14 protein-coding genes and 1 pseudogene are annotated in these 18,901 nt (G+C 74.5%); 6 read left to right on the top strand and 9 right to left on the bottom strand.

Annotated features, from left to right (window positions below; all coding sequences use genetic code 11):
• Window positions 1-45: 45 nt before the first annotated feature.
• From LN042_RS28365 to LN042_RS28325, 9 genes and pseudogenes are all read right to left on the bottom strand, one after another.
• Window positions 46-1,749, bottom strand: a complete 1,704-nt coding sequence (locus tag LN042_RS28365; RefSeq protein ID WP_230054252.1) for a hypothetical protein — start codon at window positions 1,747-1,749, stop codon at window positions 46-48.
• Complete coding sequence (locus tag LN042_RS28360) at window positions 1,746-2,858, bottom strand: protein phosphatase 2C domain-containing protein (RefSeq protein ID WP_230054251.1); 1,113 nt, start codon at window positions 2,856-2,858, stop codon at window positions 1,746-1,748. Before LN042_RS28360 ends, LN042_RS28365 begins: the two co-directional genes overlap by 4 nt.
• 4 nt (window positions 2,859-2,862) lie before the next feature.
• A complete protein-coding gene (locus LN042_RS28355; RefSeq protein WP_230054250.1) occupies window positions 2,863-3,543 on the bottom strand; it encodes a vWA domain-containing protein in 681 nt (226 codons plus the stop codon).
• Window positions 3,544-3,591: 48 nt separating this feature from the next.
• Complete coding sequence (locus LN042_RS28350) at window positions 3,592-5,352, bottom strand: hypothetical protein (protein ID WP_230054249.1); 1,761 nt, start codon at window positions 5,350-5,352, stop codon at window positions 3,592-3,594.
• Window positions 5,349-7,613, bottom strand: coding sequence for an ATP-binding protein (locus LN042_RS28345; RefSeq protein ID WP_230054248.1), 2,265 nt, complete (start codon window positions 7,611-7,613; stop codon window positions 5,349-5,351). Before LN042_RS28345 ends, LN042_RS28350 begins: the two co-directional genes overlap by 4 nt.
• Complete coding sequence (locus LN042_RS28340) at window positions 7,610-8,395, bottom strand: nucleotidyl cyclase domain-containing protein (protein WP_230054247.1); 786 nt, start codon at window positions 8,393-8,395, stop codon at window positions 7,610-7,612. The genes LN042_RS28345 and LN042_RS28340 overlap by 4 nt, the downstream gene beginning before the upstream one ends.
• A gap of 884 nt (window positions 8,396-9,279) precedes the next feature.
• Window positions 9,280-10,485: pseudogene (locus tag LN042_RS28335) on the bottom strand (GGDEF domain-containing protein); the annotation flags it as partial.
• A gap of 290 nt (window positions 10,486-10,775) precedes the next feature.
• A complete protein-coding gene (locus LN042_RS28330; RefSeq protein WP_372495835.1) occupies window positions 10,776-11,948 on the bottom strand; it encodes an adenylate/guanylate cyclase domain-containing protein in 1,173 nt (390 codons plus the stop codon).
• A gap of 145 nt (window positions 11,949-12,093) precedes the next feature.
• Window positions 12,094-12,981, bottom strand: a complete 888-nt coding sequence (locus LN042_RS28325) for a biotin--[acetyl-CoA-carboxylase] ligase (RefSeq protein ID WP_230054246.1) — start codon at window positions 12,979-12,981, stop codon at window positions 12,094-12,096.
• A gap of 191 nt (window positions 12,982-13,172) precedes the next feature.
• Here LN042_RS28325 and LN042_RS28320 point away from each other — a divergent pair, with 191 nt between their 5' ends.
• The 6 genes from LN042_RS28320 to LN042_RS28300 all read left to right on the top strand — a co-directional run bounded on the left by LN042_RS28320 (window position 13,173) and on the right by LN042_RS28300 (window position 18,743).
• Window positions 13,173-14,771 (top strand): acyl-CoA carboxylase subunit beta, encoded by a 1,599-nt coding sequence (locus LN042_RS28320; RefSeq protein ID WP_230054245.1) that lies wholly within the window; start codon window positions 13,173-13,175, stop codon window positions 14,769-14,771.
• Window positions 14,772-14,799: 28 nt separating this feature from the next.
• The gene (locus tag LN042_RS28315; protein WP_230054244.1) at window positions 14,800-15,021 is read left to right on the top strand and encodes an acyl-CoA carboxylase subunit epsilon; all 222 of its coding nucleotides are present in this window, start codon (window positions 14,800-14,802) and stop codon (window positions 15,019-15,021) included.
• Between the two features lie 58 nt (window positions 15,022-15,079).
• Entirely contained in the window at window positions 15,080-15,208 is a 129-nt protein-coding gene (gene mmpB / locus LN042_RS37410; RefSeq protein WP_283843935.1) for a morphogenic membrane protein MmpB, read from the top strand.
• Between the two features lie 164 nt (window positions 15,209-15,372).
• Window positions 15,373-15,975, top strand: coding sequence for a nucleoside triphosphate pyrophosphatase (locus LN042_RS28310; RefSeq protein ID WP_230054243.1), 603 nt, complete (start codon window positions 15,373-15,375; stop codon window positions 15,973-15,975).
• A gap of 47 nt (window positions 15,976-16,022) precedes the next feature.
• On the top strand, window positions 16,023-16,763 hold the full coding sequence (locus LN042_RS28305; RefSeq protein ID WP_230054242.1) for a hypothetical protein: 741 nt from the start codon (window positions 16,023-16,025) through the stop codon (window positions 16,761-16,763).
• 207 nt (window positions 16,764-16,970) lie between these two features.
• The gene (locus LN042_RS28300) at window positions 16,971-18,743 is read left to right on the top strand and encodes an acetyl/propionyl/methylcrotonyl-CoA carboxylase subunit alpha (protein ID WP_230054241.1); all 1,773 of its coding nucleotides are present in this window, start codon (window positions 16,971-16,973) and stop codon (window positions 18,741-18,743) included.
• Window positions 18,744-18,901 lie beyond the last annotated feature (158 nt).

The following is an 18,901-nucleotide window of genomic DNA, read 5'->3' as shown; positions in this document are numbered from 1 at the left end:
CGCTCCGGGCCCGGCGCGCCGGGGCCGCCGCCCGCGCCGGGCCGGTCACAGCGCCGCCGGGTCACGGGTGGCCAGGCCGTAGCGGGCGGCCAGCGGGTTCCATCCGTCGGTGAACGACTGTTTGGCGGCCGTCGCCTGCCGGCTCGCCGCCATCGCCTGGTCCCAGTCGGCTGTGTGCGCCGCCGTCCCCGAGGAGCAGTCGGCGGTGCCGGCCGCGACCGCGTTGCCCCACCCGGCGAAGGAGGTGTCGGCCGCCGCGGAGAAGCGCAGCACGTCGCTCAACCGCTGTCCGAGGTCGGCGAGTTGCGAGGTGTCCGTGCTCGCCAGCCGCTGGGCCAGCGTCAGCCGCGCCTGCGCCGCGCTGTTCAACGTGCTCACCGCGGCGGAGACCGCGTCGGAGCCGGCACAGGAGTCGATCGTGCTGACGGCCTGGGTGACCGCGTCACGGTTGCCGGCGTTGCCGTTGAGCAGGGCGTCGACCGCGGCCGCCTGGGACCGCGCCTGACCGTCGTAGGCGGCGGGCGTGCCGGTGCGGCCCGCGCCGACGGCGTGCGAGGTGCCCTCGGTCGGCCCGCTGGAGGGCGGAGCGGACGGACCGGTGTGCTCGGCGTCGTAGGCGACGTACGCGCGGTAGCCGAAGAACGCCAGCACCGCGAGTGAGAGCAGCGCGGCCAGCCGCCCGCCGGCCCGCGACTTCTTCGGTGGCGCCGGAACCGTCCGGACCGGCGGCATGGGCGGGGTGGGCACCGTCACCTTGATGGTCGGCGCGGTGGGCGACTTCGGCGCGGCGGGCGGGGCGGCGGGTTTCGGTGGCTTCGGCGCGGTGGGCGGCTTGGGCGCAGCCGACGGCTTCGGCGCGGTGGGCGGGCTCGGCGCGGTGGGCGGGGCGGCGGGTTTCGGTGGCTTCGGCGCGGCCGGCGCGGCGATGGCCCGCCCGAGCGCCTCGGCCCACTGCCCGAGCCCCGGCCGCAGGTCAGGGCCGCTCTGGCTGAGCCGGGCCAGCCGCCCGAGCGCCGGCGAGACCCCCGCCAGGGCTCCGGCGTCCCGGGTGGCCTGGTCGCGAGCGAACAGCCGCAGCGCCAGCAGGCCGAACTTGTACCCGTCGGCGGCCACGGTGGCGAGCTCCTCGCCCGTCGGAACCGCCCAGTCGGGCGTCTCCCGCTGGACCAGCGCGTCCCGGCCCTCGACCCGCATCGCGTCGCAGTCGATCAGGAAGCACCCCGGAGCCGGAGCCAGCCGGAAGAGCACGTTCTTCGGCGAGAGGTCGCCCACCACCACGCCGAGCCCGTGCAGCCGGTCCAGGAGCCCCGCCAGGTCCAGCAGCAGCTGGAGTCGCTGGAGGTCGGTGACGTGGAGTCCGATCCGCCGCTGGTAGCTCTCGTTGTTGAGCAGGAACTCGAGGGCGGCGGGCTTGCGGTCGCCCGTGCTCAGGTCGAAGAAATACTCCTCGGGCAGCCGCCGCATCAGGAACCCGCAGTGCCCGTCGTCGTCCGCCACCGCGGCCGCCGGCCAGGCGGTGTGCTCGCTCAGCCACTGCCCGGTCCGCAGCGGCAGCCCCGGCAGGAACTCGACCTGCGCGTCCAGGGCGTCCCCGCGCAGTTCCGCGCGGCACTCGGCGGTGTACTCCTTGAAGACCACCTGCCACGTCCGGTTGATCAGGCGGCCGTTGACCTCCCAGACCGCGCCCTGCCCGCCCCGGCCGAGCCGGTCGCCCAGGGCCAGGTCCTGGCACCGCAGCGGCACGGTCACCGGGCACCGCCGTCGAGCCGTCGGCGGTGCCAGACGGCCAGCAGGGTCCGGTCGTCGTCGAAGGTCTCGCGCGAGAAGTCCAGCAGGTGGGCCAGCCCGCGCGGCTCGGGCGGCGTGGCCAGGTGCCGGGCGAAGGTCCGGCCCACCGGGCCGTCCCCACTGCCCAGCGGGTCGCCGAAGCCGTCGGTACCGACCAGCAGCACGTCGTCCGGCGCCAGGTAGAAGCCGTGCGGCTTGACCTCGTTCGGCAGCCGGGGCAGCGGGGAGACCGAGCTGGAGGCCACCTCCGGACGCGGTGCGCTCTGGCTGCGCAGCGGGGCGATGTACTGACCGTCGCGCAGCACCCAGGCGGCCGAGTCGCCGACCTGGATGACCGTCACCCTGGCGTCCCGATCGACGGGTTCCACCGTTCCCGCGACCAGCGTGGTGGCCAGCATCCGCTCGGCTTCGGCCGCATCGGGCTGGTCCGACTGGCGCACCCGCATGGCGTGCTCGACCAGTTGCCAGGCCGCGTGCTTGGCGACCGCCGTCCAGTCCAGCTCGGGCCGCCGCTCCGCCAGCTGCGCGAGCACCGTGTCCACGGCGGTCCGGCAGGCGAGGGTGGCGCCGAGGTGCGGCTGCTCGGCGCTGGAGACCCCGTCGGCGACGGCGAACACCAGCGTGCCGCTCGACGGGTGGACGGCCACCGCGATGTCGTCCTCGCGCGGACGGCCGCTGTGCCGGTGGCCGTAGCCGCGGACCGAGGCCAGCCGGACCGTCAGCCGGTCGGTCGACCAGCCGTCGAAGAGCGTGTCGGGCCGGTAGGAGGGCCCGGACGGCGGCCGGGGCTCGAAGGAGGCGGCCGGCCGGTCGATCACCAGCGGGGACCAGCGCTCCTCGAACCGCATCGCCGCCGACGGCACCGGCAGGGCCTGCGGCGACGGGGGCGGCACGGCCAGCGGGAGCGGCGACGCCGGCCCGGTCGGCTGCGGCGGCGGCAGCGGCTGCACCACCACGGGCTGCGGCGCCGGCTGCTCGTCCGCTTCCTGGTCGTAGACGCTGTCCGGCTGGGCGGCCGGCCGGCTGCTGCCGGCCCGGCTGACCGGTGGGAAGAAGGAGTGTTCGCGCATCAGGTCACACCACGTCGATCGCCATGCGGAAGCCCTCGGGCTTGTCGACGACCAGCTCGGCGCGGTCGGTGCCCAGCGAGAGCCCGGACTGGATGACACTGGTGGTCAGCGCCGTGCAGAACTTGGCGACCGTGGCGCCCAGCTCGACGCCCGGGACCGCCACGAACGCGTAGTCGTTGCTGGTGGCCACGTCCAGGATGGTGCGGGCCTCGGCGTCGCCGATGCCGCAGGCCACGATGTTCGGCGCCCCCAGGGTCAGCGAGCGGTCCGTCAGTCGGCGGTGCTCCTCCTCCCAGTCCTCCCCCGGGTTGGGCTGACCGTCGCTCAGGAAGAAGACCGCCGGCCGGTAGACCGCGTAGCCCTCCTGCTTGAGCGCCGTGACGTCCTGCGGGATCTGGTTGCGCAGCGCCGCGAACGCCTCGAGGTAGCTGGTGGCGCCGCCGTACGTGGTCAGCCTCGGGAGTTCGTTCTCCTGGCGCAGGTCGGCCAGCCGCATCCGGACCGACACCGAGTTGGAGAACCCCAGCACCGAGAACCGGACCTTGGCCGCCGCCATCGGCTCGCCCAGCAAGGCCCGGTGCAGCGAGGCGAGCCCGTCGTTCAGTTCGTCCAGGTGCGCGGTCATCGAGCCGGACTCGTCCGCGACGACGTACATGGGGATCAGGTGACCGCGGTTGTCGGCCATCACAAGCACTTCCTCTCGGGATCGTGGGTGGGGAGGAGCGGTGGCGGGTCAGCTCGGCCGCACCGCCGGCCGCAAGCCCGGCAGCTTGGCGAGTTCCAGGCCGGGGCGCCCGGCCGCCAGGTCGTCGCCCAGTCGGACGACGGTCCGCTGCAGCAGCTCCGCGAACCGCTCGACCGCTCCCGGCAGGTCGGCGCGGTCCTCGGCGACCAGCCCGAACTGCGGCTGCCGGGCGATCTCGGCGATGTCCGGCTCCGCGGCCCGGCCGACCCCGACCGCCACCAGGGTGGGGACGAAGCCGTTCACCGCCGGGTCGATCAGCCGCCGCAGCGCCTGCCGCCACCGCGCGCCGTCGTCGACCGTGCCGGCCAGCAGCAGGAAGGCAACGGGCCGCAGCACCGTGGGGTGCTCCGCCTTGAGCCGCCGGACGTCGGCGGGGACGACCTCCAGCAGTTTCTCGAAGGCACTCGCGTAGCTGGCGCCGCCGCGCGCCTCGGGCGCCGGCATCCCGGTGGTCCACTCGACCTGGCACATCGCCAGCCCGACCCTGGTCTCCTCGGCCATGCCCAGCACCGAGAGCCGCAGACCGTACTGAGCCCCCTGGTTCATCACCAGCGCGGTCTGCAGGGTGCGCAACGCGTTGCCGAGTGCCGGCAGGCAGCCGGCCATGGCCGCGGACTCGTCCAGCACCAGGTAGCACGGCAGCACGGGGCTGCCGGCCGCCGGCCGGTCCACCGGGGTCGGCGGGTTCGCCACCGTGACCGGCCGGCCGGCCAGCACGGTCGGTTGCACCTGGGCGGGCGCGGTGAGCGGGTCGGGCGCCGGCTGCCCGCTCGGCAGCGCCGCGCCGCCGCCCCAGACGACCGGGAGGGCCGAAGCGGCGCCGGGGGCGAGGGCCGGGCTGTGCACCCGGGCCAGCGCCTGGCGGCGGATCAGCTCGACGTCGGCCGGCTGGATCAGGTCCTTGGCCACCATGAACTGGAAGACGTCGACCGACCGCTGGTCGAAGACCTCCTGGCGGCCGGCCACCGCCTCGGCCCATTTGGACAGCATCTCGATCGCCGGCCCGGTGTCCTCCGGGTGCATCACCAGGTGGCGCTTGATCAGGCCATCGATGTCGACGCCGGTGCCGGCCAGCGCCCGCTCCCGCTCCCGCTGGCGGTTGAGCTCGGCCTGCTGCTCCAGGTCCTTGATCATTTCCCGGCTGCGGGTCTCCGCCACCGCCCGCTCATGGGCCGCCGTGCCGAGCGCCCGGTCGCGGACCGCCTTGGTCCGGGCCGCGATGAACGCGGCCGCCGCGGCGTCCGGGTCGAGCTTCACGCTGCACCGGTAGAGGGTGATCCCCTCGGGCAGCACCTGCTCGTGGGCCAGCTTGCCGTTGAGGTGCGCCTCGGCGGCGTCCGCCTGGTCGATGGCGAAGCCGCGCGCCAGCGGTCGCAGGTAGTCGGCCAGGAAGCCGTAGACCACGACCAGTGCGTCCTGGATGTTGCGCCGCACCACCTCGGTCGGATCAGTGACCCGGAAGCCGACGTCCACGGTCGCCTCGAACCGGTGCACCTGGTCCCGGGACGGCAGCGGGGTGCTGCGCAGCACCACGGTCCTGCGGTGGTCGCTGACGTCCACCTCGTAGCGGGTCCGGTACTTGGAGAAGAACTGCTGCGACCAGCTGAGCGGCCGGCCGTCGAACCAGGCCAGCTCGCCGGCGGCGGTGGCGTACACCACCGCCCGGCTCGGCGAGGTGGCCTTGACCGGCCCCAGCTGACCGCGCACCGGCTCCTGGCTGAGGATCAGCGGAACGGTCGGCGGTGTCATCGCAGTACCTTCTCTCGGTCGAGCAGCGCCACCACGTCAGCGGCGGTGCGTTTCAGCGCGGTCAGCGCGTCGGGTGCCACCCAGCCGGCCGCGTGGCGCCGCAGCACCGCCGCGGACCGCGGATCCCCGGTCGCCACTGCCGCGACCATCCGCAGGAACCGCTCACGCAGCGCCGGGTCGCCCTCGGCCAGCCCCGCCCAGATCTTCAGCACGCCCTCGGCCTCGTGGCGGTACACCGGCTCGTTGAGCGCCGCCCGCCAGAGCCGGACGAACGGTTCGCGCAGCCGCTCCTCGCGGTCCGCGCCGTACAGCAGCGCCGGCCAGTTCGGGACGGCGGCGTCGGTGACCCGGCCGGCGGTCTCCACCACCAGCTGGGCCGCCACGATCAGGAAGGCGAGCAGCACCGTCGGCCGGGCCGGCTGCTCGTCCAGTCCCGTCGCCAGCCGGACCAGCACCAGCCAGGTCAGCGACTCGTCGTCGGAGAGGACGTCGGTGACGCTGTCGCCGATCGCGATCGCCACCTGGCTGTGGTCCACCACCGAGAGCCGGATCAGCGCGTCGATCGCGGCCAGCGGCTCGACCGGACCGAGGCTGATCCCGTACACCCGGGCCGCGCAGGCCTGGCGCAGCGGCTCGGCCTCGGCGGCGAGCCAGCCGGCCGCCAGCCCCGTCACCTGCCCGCGCAGCGCGGGGTTCTTGGCGCAGACCGACAGCGCGTACGCCACCGCGCTGCGCAGCCGCCGGTCGGTGCTGCCCGCCCAGCGCGTGAACACCCGGGCGGCCAGGTAGTGGAAGGAGTCCTCGGCGATCACGCCGAGGGCCACCCCCGCGTAGATGCGCACCTGCTCGGAGGGGTCGAGGACCAGCTCGCCCAGCCAGTCGAGCAGCACCTGGTGGATCTGGAGCTCCGTCCAGGCGTGCCGGATCACCTTGACCGGGTAGGACGGGTCCTTGTAGCGCAGCCCCTCGGCCGGCACCGGGCCCGCGGGACTGAACAGCTCCACCCGCTCCGCGTGGGCGCGCAGCCGGGCCAGTCGGCGGCGGCGCAGCCCGCCGAACGGATCGGGCACCCGGGGCACCGTGCCGTCGGCGGCCACCAGCACGGCGTAGTCGGTGCGGACCAGCCGACGGTGCAGCGAGCGTGCCGCCGAGGCGATGTCCTCGTGCGGCAGTCCGCCGAGCACGGCGAGCGCGATCGCGTGGCTGCGCAGCCCCGGATCGTCCAGGCCCTCCGCCCAGATCTCGAAGTCGCCCTCGTCGCGGCGGAGCAGCCGGTCCCGGATCCGGTCCGGGTCCGGGACCGGCTCGCCGCCCGCCTCCACCTGCTCGACGATCGCCGCCGCCACCTCGGCGGCCAGCCGGCAGCTCGGGTCCGCGGTGAACTGCTCGGCCAGCACCGGGCGCACCCGCTCGTCGGCCAGCAGCCGGGCGGCGGCCGGATCGCCGAGCCGCCACCGCAGGTACCGGGCGACGATCCCGAGGTGATCGGCCGGCGCGGCCAACTCCACGATGTGGTCCAGCAGTTCGGTGTCAATCAGACCGGCCTGCTGGTCCACCGTCAGCACCAGGCGGGCATCCGCCCGCTCCAGCGCGCCGGCCAGCCCCTCCAGCATCCAGCCGCGCAGCGCGGTGACGTCGGCCGGCTGGTCGAGCAGCAGCCCGGCGCCGGTCTCGATGCCGCCCTCGGAGCGGTTCTCCAGCCGCTGGGCGAGCGAGTCCAGGGCGGTCTCCGGGTCCAGCCGGTAGATCGTCCGGCCGGCCCCGAGCAGCAGCCGGATGGCGGCGGTGGTCTTGCCGGTGCCGGCGGGACCGCGCAGCACGGTGATCCGGCGCCGACCGAACTCGGCGCGCAGCGCGGCCCAGCCGGGCGGCTCCTCGAAGGCGTGCTGGGCGCGCTCCAGCAGCAGCGGCGAGAGCAGCCGCAGCCGCTCCTGGCGGCCGCTCAGCAGGAAGACGTACTTGTCACCGCCCACGACGTCGCCGTCGACGTTGGCCAGCGCGCTGTGCACCGAATCGTGCCGCAGGGCGCCGTGACCGAAGCTGCGGGTGGCCTCGGCGGCGCCGTCGCCGACCCGGCCCGCCTCCGGTGCGGCGTCGGCCTCCGCACCCGGCGCGCCGGCGCCCGCCCCGTCCGCCGCGCCCTCGACCGGCGCCGGCCCGGCGTCCGGGACCAGCTGGTCGGCCGGTGGCGCTGCCGCGGGTGGGGGCGGGGCCGCCCCCGGGGTCGCCGCGGCCCCCGGCACTGCTGCGGGCACGGTCACCGCTGCTCCACGTCCTGGGCCGAGCCGTACTGATACTTGTCGCCGGCGATCTGGTCGCCGTGCACGTCGCCGTGGAACTCGAAGAGCACCGAGGCCGCCGGCCGCCGCCGACCCCCGGCCGCCGACGGGCCGGGCCGGACCGCCGGCTCGGGGTCCGGCTGGGGTTCCGGCTCGGTGGGCGCGGCGGTCACCCCGGGCGGGGCCGGGTAACCGGGCACGGTGATCCAGGCGTCCAGCACCACGCCGTGCTTGACCGTCAGCCGGACCGGCAGGTAGGCGGCGGCGTCGACGCTCTGGTAGGCGTGCCGCACCACCCCCTGGTAGACCTCCTGCGAGACCACGAAGACCAGGTTCGCCCCGGTGGCCGCAGCCAGTGCGGCCTTCACCGGATCGGCGTCGACCAGCCGGAACGCCGTGTTGACGGCGTCCCCCGACCAGCCCCGGTCGTCCTGGCCGGCCAGTCCCTGGTGCAGCGAGACGCGCAGCCGCAGCGCGTGCGCGGCACTGTGGACGGCCGCCTTCTGGCGCAGCCCGTCGTCCAGCGCCCGGATCAGCGGGCCGACCAGCAGCACCGGGGAGACGCCGGCCGGGACCAGCAGCAGCACGCCGTCGCCGCGGTCCTCGCTGACCACGCCCTCGGCCGGCACCCCGGCCCGGTCCAGCGACTCCTCGACGACCTGGTACAGCGCCGCGCGCAGCGACGCCTGAATCGGGTTCGGGCGGGAGCTGAAACCCTCGATGTCCACCACGACGATCCAGTGGTGCAGTGCCTCAGCAGGCATGCATGCCCCTCCACAGGCCGGTTGGAATCCTCTGGTCCTTGGTACGGCACTCGATGGACACGGTCTACGCCAATTGGCGCACAACATGCGAGGGCGTTCGGGACCACGGGCGATCGGAGGCGATCGGGGCCAGCGTACGGACGTCGACGGATCGCCAAACCACGTTGACCCGATCGTTATGAGACAGGGGGCCGCCAACGGTCATCGAACCTGAGTGAATTGACGCTCGATCAATCCACCGGTCCCGACCAGCGCGGTCAGGACGGCGGCGGCGAGCACGGCCCCGACAGCGCCACCGCCACCAGGGCCCGCAGCGCGGGCGCGACCTGACCCAGCGGCAGCGTGGCATCGTCGGCGAACAGCTCCACCAACCAGCCGCCGGCCGCGTTCGCCCCGCCCGCCGCCACCATCCCCCGGTAGCCGCCGACCACCAGCACCGCCTCCTCGGCCGGGTCGTTGCCCGCCGCCCCGGTGCGCAGCGCGAAGCCGCCGCCCCGCACGGCCCGCCGGGTGAGCGGGTAGTGGTCCAGGTCGAAGACGGCGTCCGGGGCTTCGATCCGGGCCCTCCCCCAGCCTTCGGCCGGGGGGACCCCCTCGCTCCCCGCCCGCCGGGCCGCCGCGGGGGAGGCCGGCGGCTCGCCCGCGGTGCCCGGGCGGCAGGTCAGCCGGAACACCGCGTGCCGCGCGGTGTGCATCCGCCGGGAGCCGGGCGGCACGTAGGAGATCCACCAGGCCACCGCGTCCAGCAGTCGGGCCGCCGTCTCGGCGACCGTGGCCAGCCGGCCCAGGGTGTCCGCGGGGTGCAGGGTGCGCGGCCCGCCCTCCTGGTCCAGGGCGGCCAGCACCGCGGTGAGCAGCTGGCCCGGGTCGGCGCTGTGCGCGGCGCCGCGGAACCTGCGCCGGTCCCCGTGCGGCCCGCGCGCCGGGCCGGCCCCGAAGCGCCCGCGCCCGTCGCGCTGCCGCGGCTCCGCCGAGTCGGCCAGCAGCACCGTCGGATCGGGGGCGAGGCCCGGACCGTGGCTGCGCCCGGCCACCACCGGATGCGCGGCGCGCGCCGCCTTGGCCCGGTACTGCGCGGCGTCCGCCAGCCGGAACAGCCGGTCGGGGGTGGAGACCGGGCCGATCGCGTCCCCGGTCGAGGCGACCCCGCAGGCCACCCCTTCGCCGTCGGCCAGCTGCAGCGCGCGGGTGCACAGCTCCTCGGCCACCGCGACCACCTCGTCGGCCTTCTGCCCCCGCGCCAGCAGGCAGAACTCGTCCCCGCCGAGCCGGGCGGCGAGCGAGCCGGGCAGCTTGGCACCGGCCATCGACAGCTGGTTGGCGAACCGCTGGAGCAGCCGGTCGCCCATCTCGTGCCCGTGCCGGTCGTTGATCCGCTTGAGGCCGTTGACGTCGCAGACCACCAGCGAGACCACCGTGCCGTCCTGGTTGTGGGCGGCCAGCGCTTCCTCCAGCTGGGCGTCCACCGCCCGCCGGTTGGCCAGGCCGGTCAGCGGATCGGTGAAGGCCAGCCGGCGCAGGTCGGCCAGCCGCTCGGTCTGCGCCAGGCCGGCCGAGAGCTGCGCGGCCAGCAGGGTCGCGTACTGCGCGTCGGCCTCGGTGAAGACCGGCAGCTCGGCGGTGCGCGCCAGGTACAGCTCGCCCCAGGCCTGCCCGTGCAGCACGATCGGCGCGACCAGGCAGCAGGAGCGGCCGCGCCGGCGCAGCCCGGCGGCTCGGGCCCGGGCGAACGCGCCGACCGCCGGGTGCGTGTCGGCGCCGAAGCCGGTCGTCCCCGGGCCTCCGGCCGGGGGCACCCCCATGGCGGGCACCACGTCCTCGGCGGTCTGCACCCAGGCCCGGGGCAGCCGACCGGTCGTCCAGTGCTCGTCGAGCTGGGTGACGATCTCCGGGAAGTCCGCGACCGGGTAGGACTCGTCCTCCGGGATCTCCTCTTCGCCGGCCGCCAGTGCGCCGTGGTTGACCAGCACCCGCAGCCGCCCCGACTCGCGGTCCCAGACCGAGACGGCGCCCATGGTGGCGCCGAGTGCCGCGGTGGCCCCGGCCGCCGCGGCCCGCACCGCCTCCAGCGCGCTCTGCGCCCCCGCCATGTCCTGGGCCAGCTCCACCACCGCCTGCAGGCGCCGGTCGAGCCCACTCGCCGTCACCGGAGCGGAAGCGCTATCGGGGTGTTCCAGGTCCGCCATCACGGGACCAGAGTAGGGCGAAATGATCGAAATCGGCCCGAAATCCAGCAGACTGCCGGTTCGCTCCGGCGCCGCGTCGCCGCCGCCGATCCGATCCGCGGTCGCCACCCCGCCGCCGATCCGATCCGCGGCCGCCACCCCGCCGCCGATCCGATCCGCGGTCGCCACCCCGCCGCCGATCCGATCCGCGGTCGCTACCCCGCCGCCGATCTGATCCAGCGGGTGAGCAGCCAGGGCTCGACCAGGCCGAGCCCGCGCACCGGGCGGCGCCACATCGCCTGCAGGTGGTAGCGGGGCCGGCCGCCGCCCGGCTGCTGCGGGCCGACCAGGCCCAGCGGCGCACCGGAGGTGGCCGCCAGCGCCTCGGCCAGCTGCGACTGGGTGGACCCGGAGCCGTCCGTCGCCCCGGTGGCGGCCGCCCCGGCCTGCTCCAGCGCGGCGGCGAACTCGCCGTCTATCAGCACCGCGTCCCGCTGCGCGATCGAGGTGAGCCGGCTGGCCAGGTTGACCGTGGTGCCGAAGACGTCGCCCATCCGGGAGGTCACGGTGCCGAAGGCCATGCCGACCCGCAGCGCCGGGATGGAGTCGTCCTGGGTCAGCGTCTCCACCAGGCTGAGCGCGATCTCCGCCGCGGTCACCGGATCCTCTGAGACGAACAGGATCTCGTCGCCCAGCGTCTTGATCAGCCGGCCGCCCTGGCCCGCGATCAGATCGGCGCAGGTGGACTCGAAGGTCTCCACCAGCGAGCCGAGCTCCTCCTCCTCCAGCCGCCGGGAGAGCCGGGTGAACCCGACCAGGTCGGCGAAGCCCACCGCCAGCCGGCCGCTGGTGATCTCGGTGTCCTCGGCCGCCTGCACCACCCGGCCGGTGACCGCGGCCAGCTGTCGCCGCCAGACGTAGATGAGGAACTGCTCCAGTTCCGGCAGCAGCAGCTCGACCAGCGGATAGGCCACCTCGGCCCGGGTCAGACCGGGCTCGGCGGCCTGGGTCAGGTTCTCCAGGAAGGTGTCCATCTGCCAGCCGGCCAGCCGGGCGGTGGTCTGGCCGGTGGAGCGGGCCACCTGGATCGCCATCGACTCGTTGATCAGGCCGGACTCCACCAGCCCGGCGAGGCGGCGCAGCGCGATCACGTCGCCGTCGTTGAGCGCCCGGGACTGGCCGATGTCGGGGAAGCCCATGGCCCGCCAGAACCGGGTGGCCAGTTCCATCGGCACCTCGGCGGTGCGGGCCGCCTGATAGGGGGTGTAGCGGCGCGGCGCCCCCAGGATCAGCCGCTCCAGGTCGAGCGCCACATGGGCGTCCTCGCCCTCCGGGCCGCCGTTGTCGCGCGCGCCCTCCTGCGACGCGTGCCCGTCGTCGTCTGCCACCGGTCCGTCCCCGTGCGGTCGCACTTGCCGTAGATCCCATCCGCGGTGAGCCGGCCGCCGCCCGGCGGACAGTGGCGCGCCTCACACCGTGCCAACGGGAATCGTCGCACGGAATTCCCGGATCCGGGGCATCCGGGCTCCGCGACTAGCGCGGTTCGGGCCGCACGTGCACCACGTCGCCGGCGCCGACCGCCTGCCGGGTGCCGTCCGCGGTCCGCACCACCAGCCGGCCGTCACCGTCCAACGCCACGGCCTCGCCGAGCAGTTCGCGATCGCCGGGGAGCTGCACCCGCACCTGTCGGCCGAGCGTGGTGCAGCGCGCGGTGTAGGCCGGCAGCAGTCCGCTGGCCTGCGGATCGCCGTGCGCCGCCTGCCACTCGCCGTACAGCTCGGCGAACTCGCGCAGCAGGGCGCGCAGCAGGATGGCCCGGTCGGTGACCTCGGCGCCGGCCAGCGCCAGCGAGGCGGCGGTGGGGACCGGCAGCTCGTCGGCGCGCAGCGAGACGTTCAGGCCGAGGCCGACCACCACGGCCTCGCCGGTCAGCTCGGTGAGGATGCCGCCCAGCTTGCGCTCGGCGCCGTCGATCTCCACCTGGAGGTCGTTGGGCCACTTCAGGCCGGCCTGCACTCCGGCGACCCGGCTCAGGGTGGAGGCCACCGAGACGCCGACCAGGATCGGCAGCCAGCCGAGCCGCTCCCGCGGCGCGGTGGGGCGCAGCAGCAGGGACATGAAGAGGCCGGACCGGGCCGGCGCCGACCAGCGGCGGTCCAGCCGGCCGCGCGCCGCGTCCTGCTGCTCCGCGATCAGCACCGTGCCGTCGGCGGCGCCGGCCCGGGCCCGCTCGGTGAGGTCGGTGTTGGTGGAGCCGGTCAGTTCGACCACGTCCAGTGCCGTCCACAGGCCGCCGGGGACCAGCAGGTCGTGGCGCAGCGCGGCGGCGTCCAGCGGGGGGCGGTCCAGATCGGTCCAGGGGGAGGGCCCTTCGTGGCCGAAGCCACGCAGCCCGCTGCGGCGGGGACGGTCTTCGGTCATGGGGCCAGCCTAACCACGCCCAGGCCGCCCCATCGTGCCGCAGAACGGCCGGTTGACACACTGTGTCGCTGGCCATAACACCGATGGCGGGCGGCTGGCTAGGCTACCCAGCGGTAGTCCACGGCACCGCGCTGCCCTTGCCCGGGCTCCGCCACCCTCCACCGCGTCGCTCACGTGAGGAACTCCCCCGGATGACCGACCTGTCCACCTCGCCGGACCCGCACACCACCGCCGGAAAGCTCGCCGATCTGCGCCGCCGGATCGACGAGGCGGTGCACTCAGGCTCCGCCGCGGCGGTCGAGAAGCAGCACGCCAAGGGCAAGTTGACGGCCCGGGAGCGCGTGCTGGAGCTGCTGGACGAGGACTCCTTCGTGGAGTTCGACGAGTTCGCCAGGCACCGCTCCACCAACTTCGGCCAGCAGAAGAACCGGCCCTACGGCGACGGCGTGGTGACCGGCTACGGCACCGTGGACGGCCGTCAGGTCGCGGTCTTCGCCCAGGACTTCACGGTCTTCGGCGGCTCGCTCGGCGAGGTCTTCGGCGAGAAGATCGTCAAGGTGATGGACTTCGCGCTGAAGACCGGCTGCCCGGTGATCGGCATCAACGACTCCGGTGGCGCCCGGATCCAGGAGGGCGTGGTCTCGCTCGGCCTGTACGGCGAGATCTTCCGCCGCAACGTGCACGCCTCCGGCGTGATCCCGCAGATCTCGCTGATCATGGGCCCGTGCGCGGGCGGCGCGGTCTACTCCCCCGCGATCACCGACTTCGTGGTGATGGCCGACCAGACCTCGCACATGTTCATCACCGGCCCCGACGTCATCAAGACGGTCACCGGTGAGGACGTCGGCATGGAGGAGCTGGGCGGCGCCCGGACCCACAACACCAAGTCCGGCAACGCGCACTACCTCGCCTCGGACGAGAAGGAGGCGATCGAGTACGTCAAGAGCCTGCTCTCGTACCTGCCCTCCAACAACCTGAGCGACCCGCCGGCCTACCCGGAGGAGGCCGACCTGGAGGTGTCCGAGCTGGACCTGGAGCTCGACACCATCGTGCCGGACTCGGCCAACCAGCCGTACGACATGCGCAAGGTGATCGAGCACGTCCTCGACGACGGCGAGTTCCTGGAGACCCAGCCGCTCTACGCCGGGAACATCATCACCGGCTTCGGCCGGGTCGAGGGCCACCCGGTCGGCGTGGTCGGCAACCAGCCGATGGACCTGGCCGGCTGCCTGGACATCGCGGCCAGCGAGAAGGCCGCCCGGTTCGTGCGGACCTGCGACAGCTTCAACATCCCGGTGCTGACCTTCGTCGACGTGCCCGGCTTCCTGCCCGGCACCGGCCAGGAGTGGGACGGCATCATCCGCCGCGGCGCCAAGCTGATCTACGCGTACGCCGAGGCCACCGTGCCGCTGATCACCGTGATCACCCGCAAGGCCTTCGGCGGCGCCTACGACGTGATGGGCTCCAAGCACCTGGGCGCCGACCTCAACCTGGCCTGGCCGACCGCGCAGATCGCCGTGATGGGCGCCCAGGGCGCGGCCAACATCGTCTACCGGCGGGAACTGGCCGACGCCGCCGCCGCGGGCCAGGACGTCGAGGCCCGGCGCGCCGAGCTGGTCGCCGAGTACGAGGACACCCTGCTCAACCCCTACCTGGCGGCCGAGCGCGGCTACGTGGACGCGGTGATCGCGCCCTCCGAGACCCGCAAGCACATCGTCCGGGGCCTGCGGGCGCTGCGCGGCAAGCGCGAGGTGCTGCCGCCCAAGAAGCACGGCAACATCCCCCTGTAGGCCCAGGAAGGACGGGAAGGACTCGACGATGTCCGAGATCCATGTGCTGCACGGGCAGCCGACCCCCGAGGAGTTGGCCACCGTCCTGGCGGTGGTCCAATCCCGGGCCGCCGCCGCACAGGCCGCCCGCGGGGCGGCGGCCCGGGTGGCGAGCGGCCCGGCCTCCCCGTGGACCGACCGGTCCCGGGCCATGCGGTCGGCGCCGCACCCCGGCCCGAACGTCTGGCGCACCTCCGGCTGGGCGCGCTGAGCCGCATCTGAGTACGCGTACTCAGGCATTTCGGGACGGACCGGGCCAGGATGGCTTGGTGCTCTGGTCCGATCCGTCCCACGAACCGTCCCCCGAGGCCCGGCGCGCCGCCGAGATGCTGCGCCGGGCCGGCCGGCTGCTGGCCTTCGCCGTACTGCTGATGGCGGTCGTGCTGATCCTCTGCTGAGCCGCCTGCCGTCGGCCGCGAGCGTCTCCCCCGGGCCGCCTGCCGTCCGCCGCGAGCGTCTCCGCCGAGCCGCCTGCCGTCCGCCGCGAGCGTCTCCGCCGAGCCCGCCTCCTCCGGTTCCGAGCCGCCTTCCCGGCCCGGCGGCAGGCCCTAGGCTGGGCGCCATGACTGATCGCCGCACCCTGGTCCTCGCCTCCGCCTCCCCCGCCCGGCTGGGTCTGCTCCGGCAGGCCGGCCTCGACCCCGAGGTGGTCGTCAGCGGGGTGGACGAGGAGGCGCTCAGTGCCCCCACCCCCGGTGAGCTGGCCCTGGTGCTGGCCGAGGCCAAGGCCGCCGCGGTGGCCGCCCGGCTGGCCGACGGCGAACTGGTGATCGGCTGCGACTCGGTGCTGGAGCTGGACGGCCGGGCGCTCGGCAAGCCGGCCGACGCCGCCGACGCGCGCCGACGCTGGCAGTCGATGCGGGGGCGCAGCGGGGTGCTGCGGACCGGGCACTGCGTGATCGACACGGCGAACGGCCGCCGGGCCTCGGCGACCGCCTCCACCACCGTCCACTTCGGCGAGCCGGACGACGCCGAGATCGAGGCGTACCTGGCCAGCGGCGAACCGCTGCACGTGGCCGGGGCGTTCACCCTGGACGGCCGCTCGGCACCGTTCATCACCGGCATCGAGGGCGACCACGGCAATGTGATCGGCCTGTCGCTGCCGCTGCTGCGCTCGCTGCTGGGCGAGTTGGACGTGCGGATCACCGATCTCTGGACCGCCTGAACCGCGCGGACCTAGGCTGGCCCGCCGCGAGCGGGGAGGGGGAGCGGATGACGGACGCGGTGCTCAACGTCGTACTGGGCCTGCTGACCAGTGCCATCGGCGCTGCGGCGGGCTGGCTGCTGCAGACCCTGCGGCGGCGGCGACGGATGGTCAGGCGGCAGGCGTTCTTCGGGCTGCCGGGCGGCTCGGAGTGCCTGCTGGTGGTTCCGCGGCACATGAAGAGCCCGAGCCAGCACAGCGTGCACCGGGACGACGTCAGCGCCCTGATGGAGCTGGCCGTGCTGGTCAACTCCTGCGGCGCCCGGCCGGACATCGTGGCGCACGACCAGGTGCGCCAGGGCCTCGGCCGGCAGGCCGAGTTCTGCCTGGGCGGCCCGAGCAGCAACGAGCGCACCGCGGCCCACCTGAACTGGCGGCTGCCCGCCGTGCGGTTCGACGGCGGCTCGGCGATCACGGTGGGCGGCCGGGAGTTCCGCATGGAGATCGCCACCGCGGACTCACCCGGCGACTGCTACGCCCTGCTGGCCCGCCTCGACCCGGGCGACGGCGGCCGCCCGGTCTTCGTGGTCTCCGGCCTGACCGCGATCGCCAACCACGCGGCGGTCCGCTACCTGAGCGCCCACCAGCGGGAGTTGGCCCGCCGGCACGGCGAGCACGGCACCTTCGCCCTGGTGCTGCGGGTCGTCGGCCCGCTCGCCTACGGACCGGACGTGGTCGAGCTGGTGGCCGACGTGACCGATGCCGCGACCGCACCGGTCGCGACCGCCGCACCGGCCGGAACGAGCTGACGTGACCAAGACCACGACGGCGCCGCCCCCGGTGGAGCAGGACGCGGGGCGGCGGGCGTACGGTTGCCACCTGCGGGCTTGCCGGTGCGTGCGCGCATGATCACGATCCGCGTCACGCTCCGTGTGGGCAAGCTCACCACCAGGGGCTACTCGCCGGTACTACCTCGTCATCCCTAAACTCCATCGAGGTTCAAGAAGGGAGCCACAGTGCGCAAGGTGCTCATCGCCAACCGCGGAGAAATCGCCGTCCGCGTCGCCAGGGCCTGCTCGGACGCCGGCATCGCCAGCGTCGCCGTCTACGCCGAGCCGGACCGGGACGCGCTGCACGTCCGCGCGGCCGACGAGGCCTACGCGCTCGGCGGCGACACCCCGGCCACCAGCTACCTGGACATCGCCAAGGTCCTCAAGGCTGCCGCCGACTCGGGCGCGGACGCCGTCCACCCCGGCTACGGCTTTCTCTCCGAGAACGCCGAGTTCGCCCAGGCGGTGCTCGACGCCGGGCTGATCTGGATCGGCCCGCCGCCGCAGGCCATCCGCGACCTCGGCGACAAGGTCACCGCCCGGCACGTGGCCCAGCGGGCCGGTGCGCCGCTGGTGGCCGGCACCCCGGACCCGGTCTCCGGGCCGGACGAGGTGGTCGAGTTCGCCCGCGAGCACGGCCTGCCGGTCGCCATCAAGGCCGCCTTCGGTGGTGGCGGGCGCGGGCTGAAGGTGGCCCGCACCCTGGAGGAGATCCCGGAGCTGTACGAGTCCGCGGTGCGCGAGGCGGTCGCCGCCTTCGGTCGCGGTGAGTGCTTCGTTGAGCGCTACCTCGACAACCCGCGGCACGTCGAGACCCAGTGCCTGGCCGACCAGCACGGCAACGTGGTGGTCGTCTCCACCCGTGACTGCTCGCTGCAGCGCCGGCACCAGAAGCTGGTCGAGGAGGCCCCGGCGCCGTTCCTGACCGAGGAGCAGAACGCCGAGCTGTACCGCGCCTCCAAGGCGATCCTCAAGGAGGCCGGCTACGTCGGCGCCGGCACCTGCGAGTTCCTGGTCGCCTCGGACGGCACCATCTCCTTCCTCGAGGTCAACACCCGCCTCCAGGTCGAGCACCCGGTGACCGAGGAGGTCACCGGCATCGACCTGGTCCGCGAGATGTTCCGGATCGCCGACGGCGAGGAGCTGGGCTACGACGACCCGAAGATCCGCGCCCACTCCTTCGAGTTCCGGATCAACGGCGAGGACCCGGGCCGCAACTTCCTGCCGGCCCCCGGCACGGTGACGCTGTTCGCGCCGCCGGCCGGCCCCGGTGTCCGGCTGGACTCGGGCGTGGAGAGCGGCTCGGTGATCGGCCCCGCCTGGGACTCGCTGCTGGCCAAGCTGATCGTCACCGGCCGGGACCGCAAGCAGGCCCTGGAGCGGGCCAGGCGCGCGCTGGCCGAGTTCAAGGTGGAGGGCATGGCGACCGCCCTCCCGTTCCACCAGGCGGTCGTCGTCGACCCGGCCTTCGCGCCCGAGGTGCACGGCTCCGACGGCCCGTTCAGCGTCTACACCCGCTGGATCGAGACCGACTTCGACAACACCATCCCGCCGTTCGCCGGTGGTGCGGCCGAGGGTGAGGAGCCGGACGGCCGGGAGACCGTGGTGGTCGAGGTCGGCGGCAAGCGGATCGAGGTCTCGCTGCCCGCCTCGCTGGGCGTGGGCAGCGCTCCGGCCGCCGCCGGCCCGGCCGGCAAGGCCAAGCGCCGGGTGGGCCCGAAGAAGGCCGGTTCGGCCGTCTCCGGCGACACCCTGGCCTCGCCGATGCAGGGCACCATCGTCAAGGTCGCCGTCGAGGAGGGCCAGACGGTCGCCGAGGGCGACCTGATCGTGGTCCTGGAGGCGATGAAGATGGAGCAGCCGCTCAACGCCCACAAGGCCGGCACCGTGACCGGTCTCAAGGCCGAGGTCGGCGGCAGCGTCAGCAGCGGCGCCGCGCTCTGCGAGATCAAGGACTGAACGCCCGACGGTCGAGCGGTCGTCGACCGACGCGAGATCGAGGACTGACGAGCCGTCAGCAGCGACTGCACGGCTCGTCGGCCCCCGCCTCCCGAGTGGCCCCGCCTTCCGAGTGGCCCGCTGACGCCCGGCCCGCAGGCTGGGAGCGGCGGGCCACC

Source organism: Kitasatospora humi, assembly GCF_020907985.1.
In the GTDB taxonomy this organism is placed as follows: domain Bacteria; phylum Actinomycetota; class Actinomycetes; order Streptomycetales; family Streptomycetaceae; genus Kitasatospora; species Kitasatospora humi.
The sequence above is the reverse complement of the archived record's forward strand: the minus strand, read 5'-3'. Positions and strand labels throughout refer to the sequence as shown.

Excerpts from the sequence above, each read along its gene's own strand:
- LN042_RS28310 (WP_230054243.1), top strand. The coding sequence starts at position 15,373 with ATGACTGATCGCCGCACCCTGGTCCTCGCCTCCGCCTCCCCCGCCCGG.
- LN042_RS28355 (WP_230054250.1), bottom strand. The coding sequence starts at position 3,543 with ATGGCCGACAACCGCGGTCACCTGATCCCCATGTACGTCGTCGCGGAC.
- LN042_RS28350 (WP_230054249.1), bottom strand. The coding sequence starts at position 5,352 with ATGACACCGCCGACCGTTCCGCTGATCCTCAGCCAGGAGCCGGTGCGC.
- LN042_RS28360 (WP_230054251.1), bottom strand. The coding sequence starts at position 2,858 with ATGCGCGAACACTCCTTCTTCCCACCGGTCAGCCGGGCCGGCAGCAGC.
- LN042_RS28305 (WP_230054242.1), top strand. The coding sequence starts at position 16,023 with ATGACGGACGCGGTGCTCAACGTCGTACTGGGCCTGCTGACCAGTGCC.
- LN042_RS28325 (WP_230054246.1), bottom strand. The coding sequence starts at position 12,981 with ATGACCGAAGACCGTCCCCGCCGCAGCGGGCTGCGTGGCTTCGGCCAC.
- LN042_RS28315 (WP_230054244.1), top strand. The coding sequence starts at position 14,800 with ATGTCCGAGATCCATGTGCTGCACGGGCAGCCGACCCCCGAGGAGTTG.
- LN042_RS28320 (WP_230054245.1), top strand. The coding sequence starts at position 13,173 with ATGACCGACCTGTCCACCTCGCCGGACCCGCACACCACCGCCGGAAAG.
- LN042_RS28340 (WP_230054247.1), bottom strand. The coding sequence starts at position 8,395 with ATGCCTGCTGAGGCACTGCACCACTGGATCGTCGTGGTGGACATCGAG.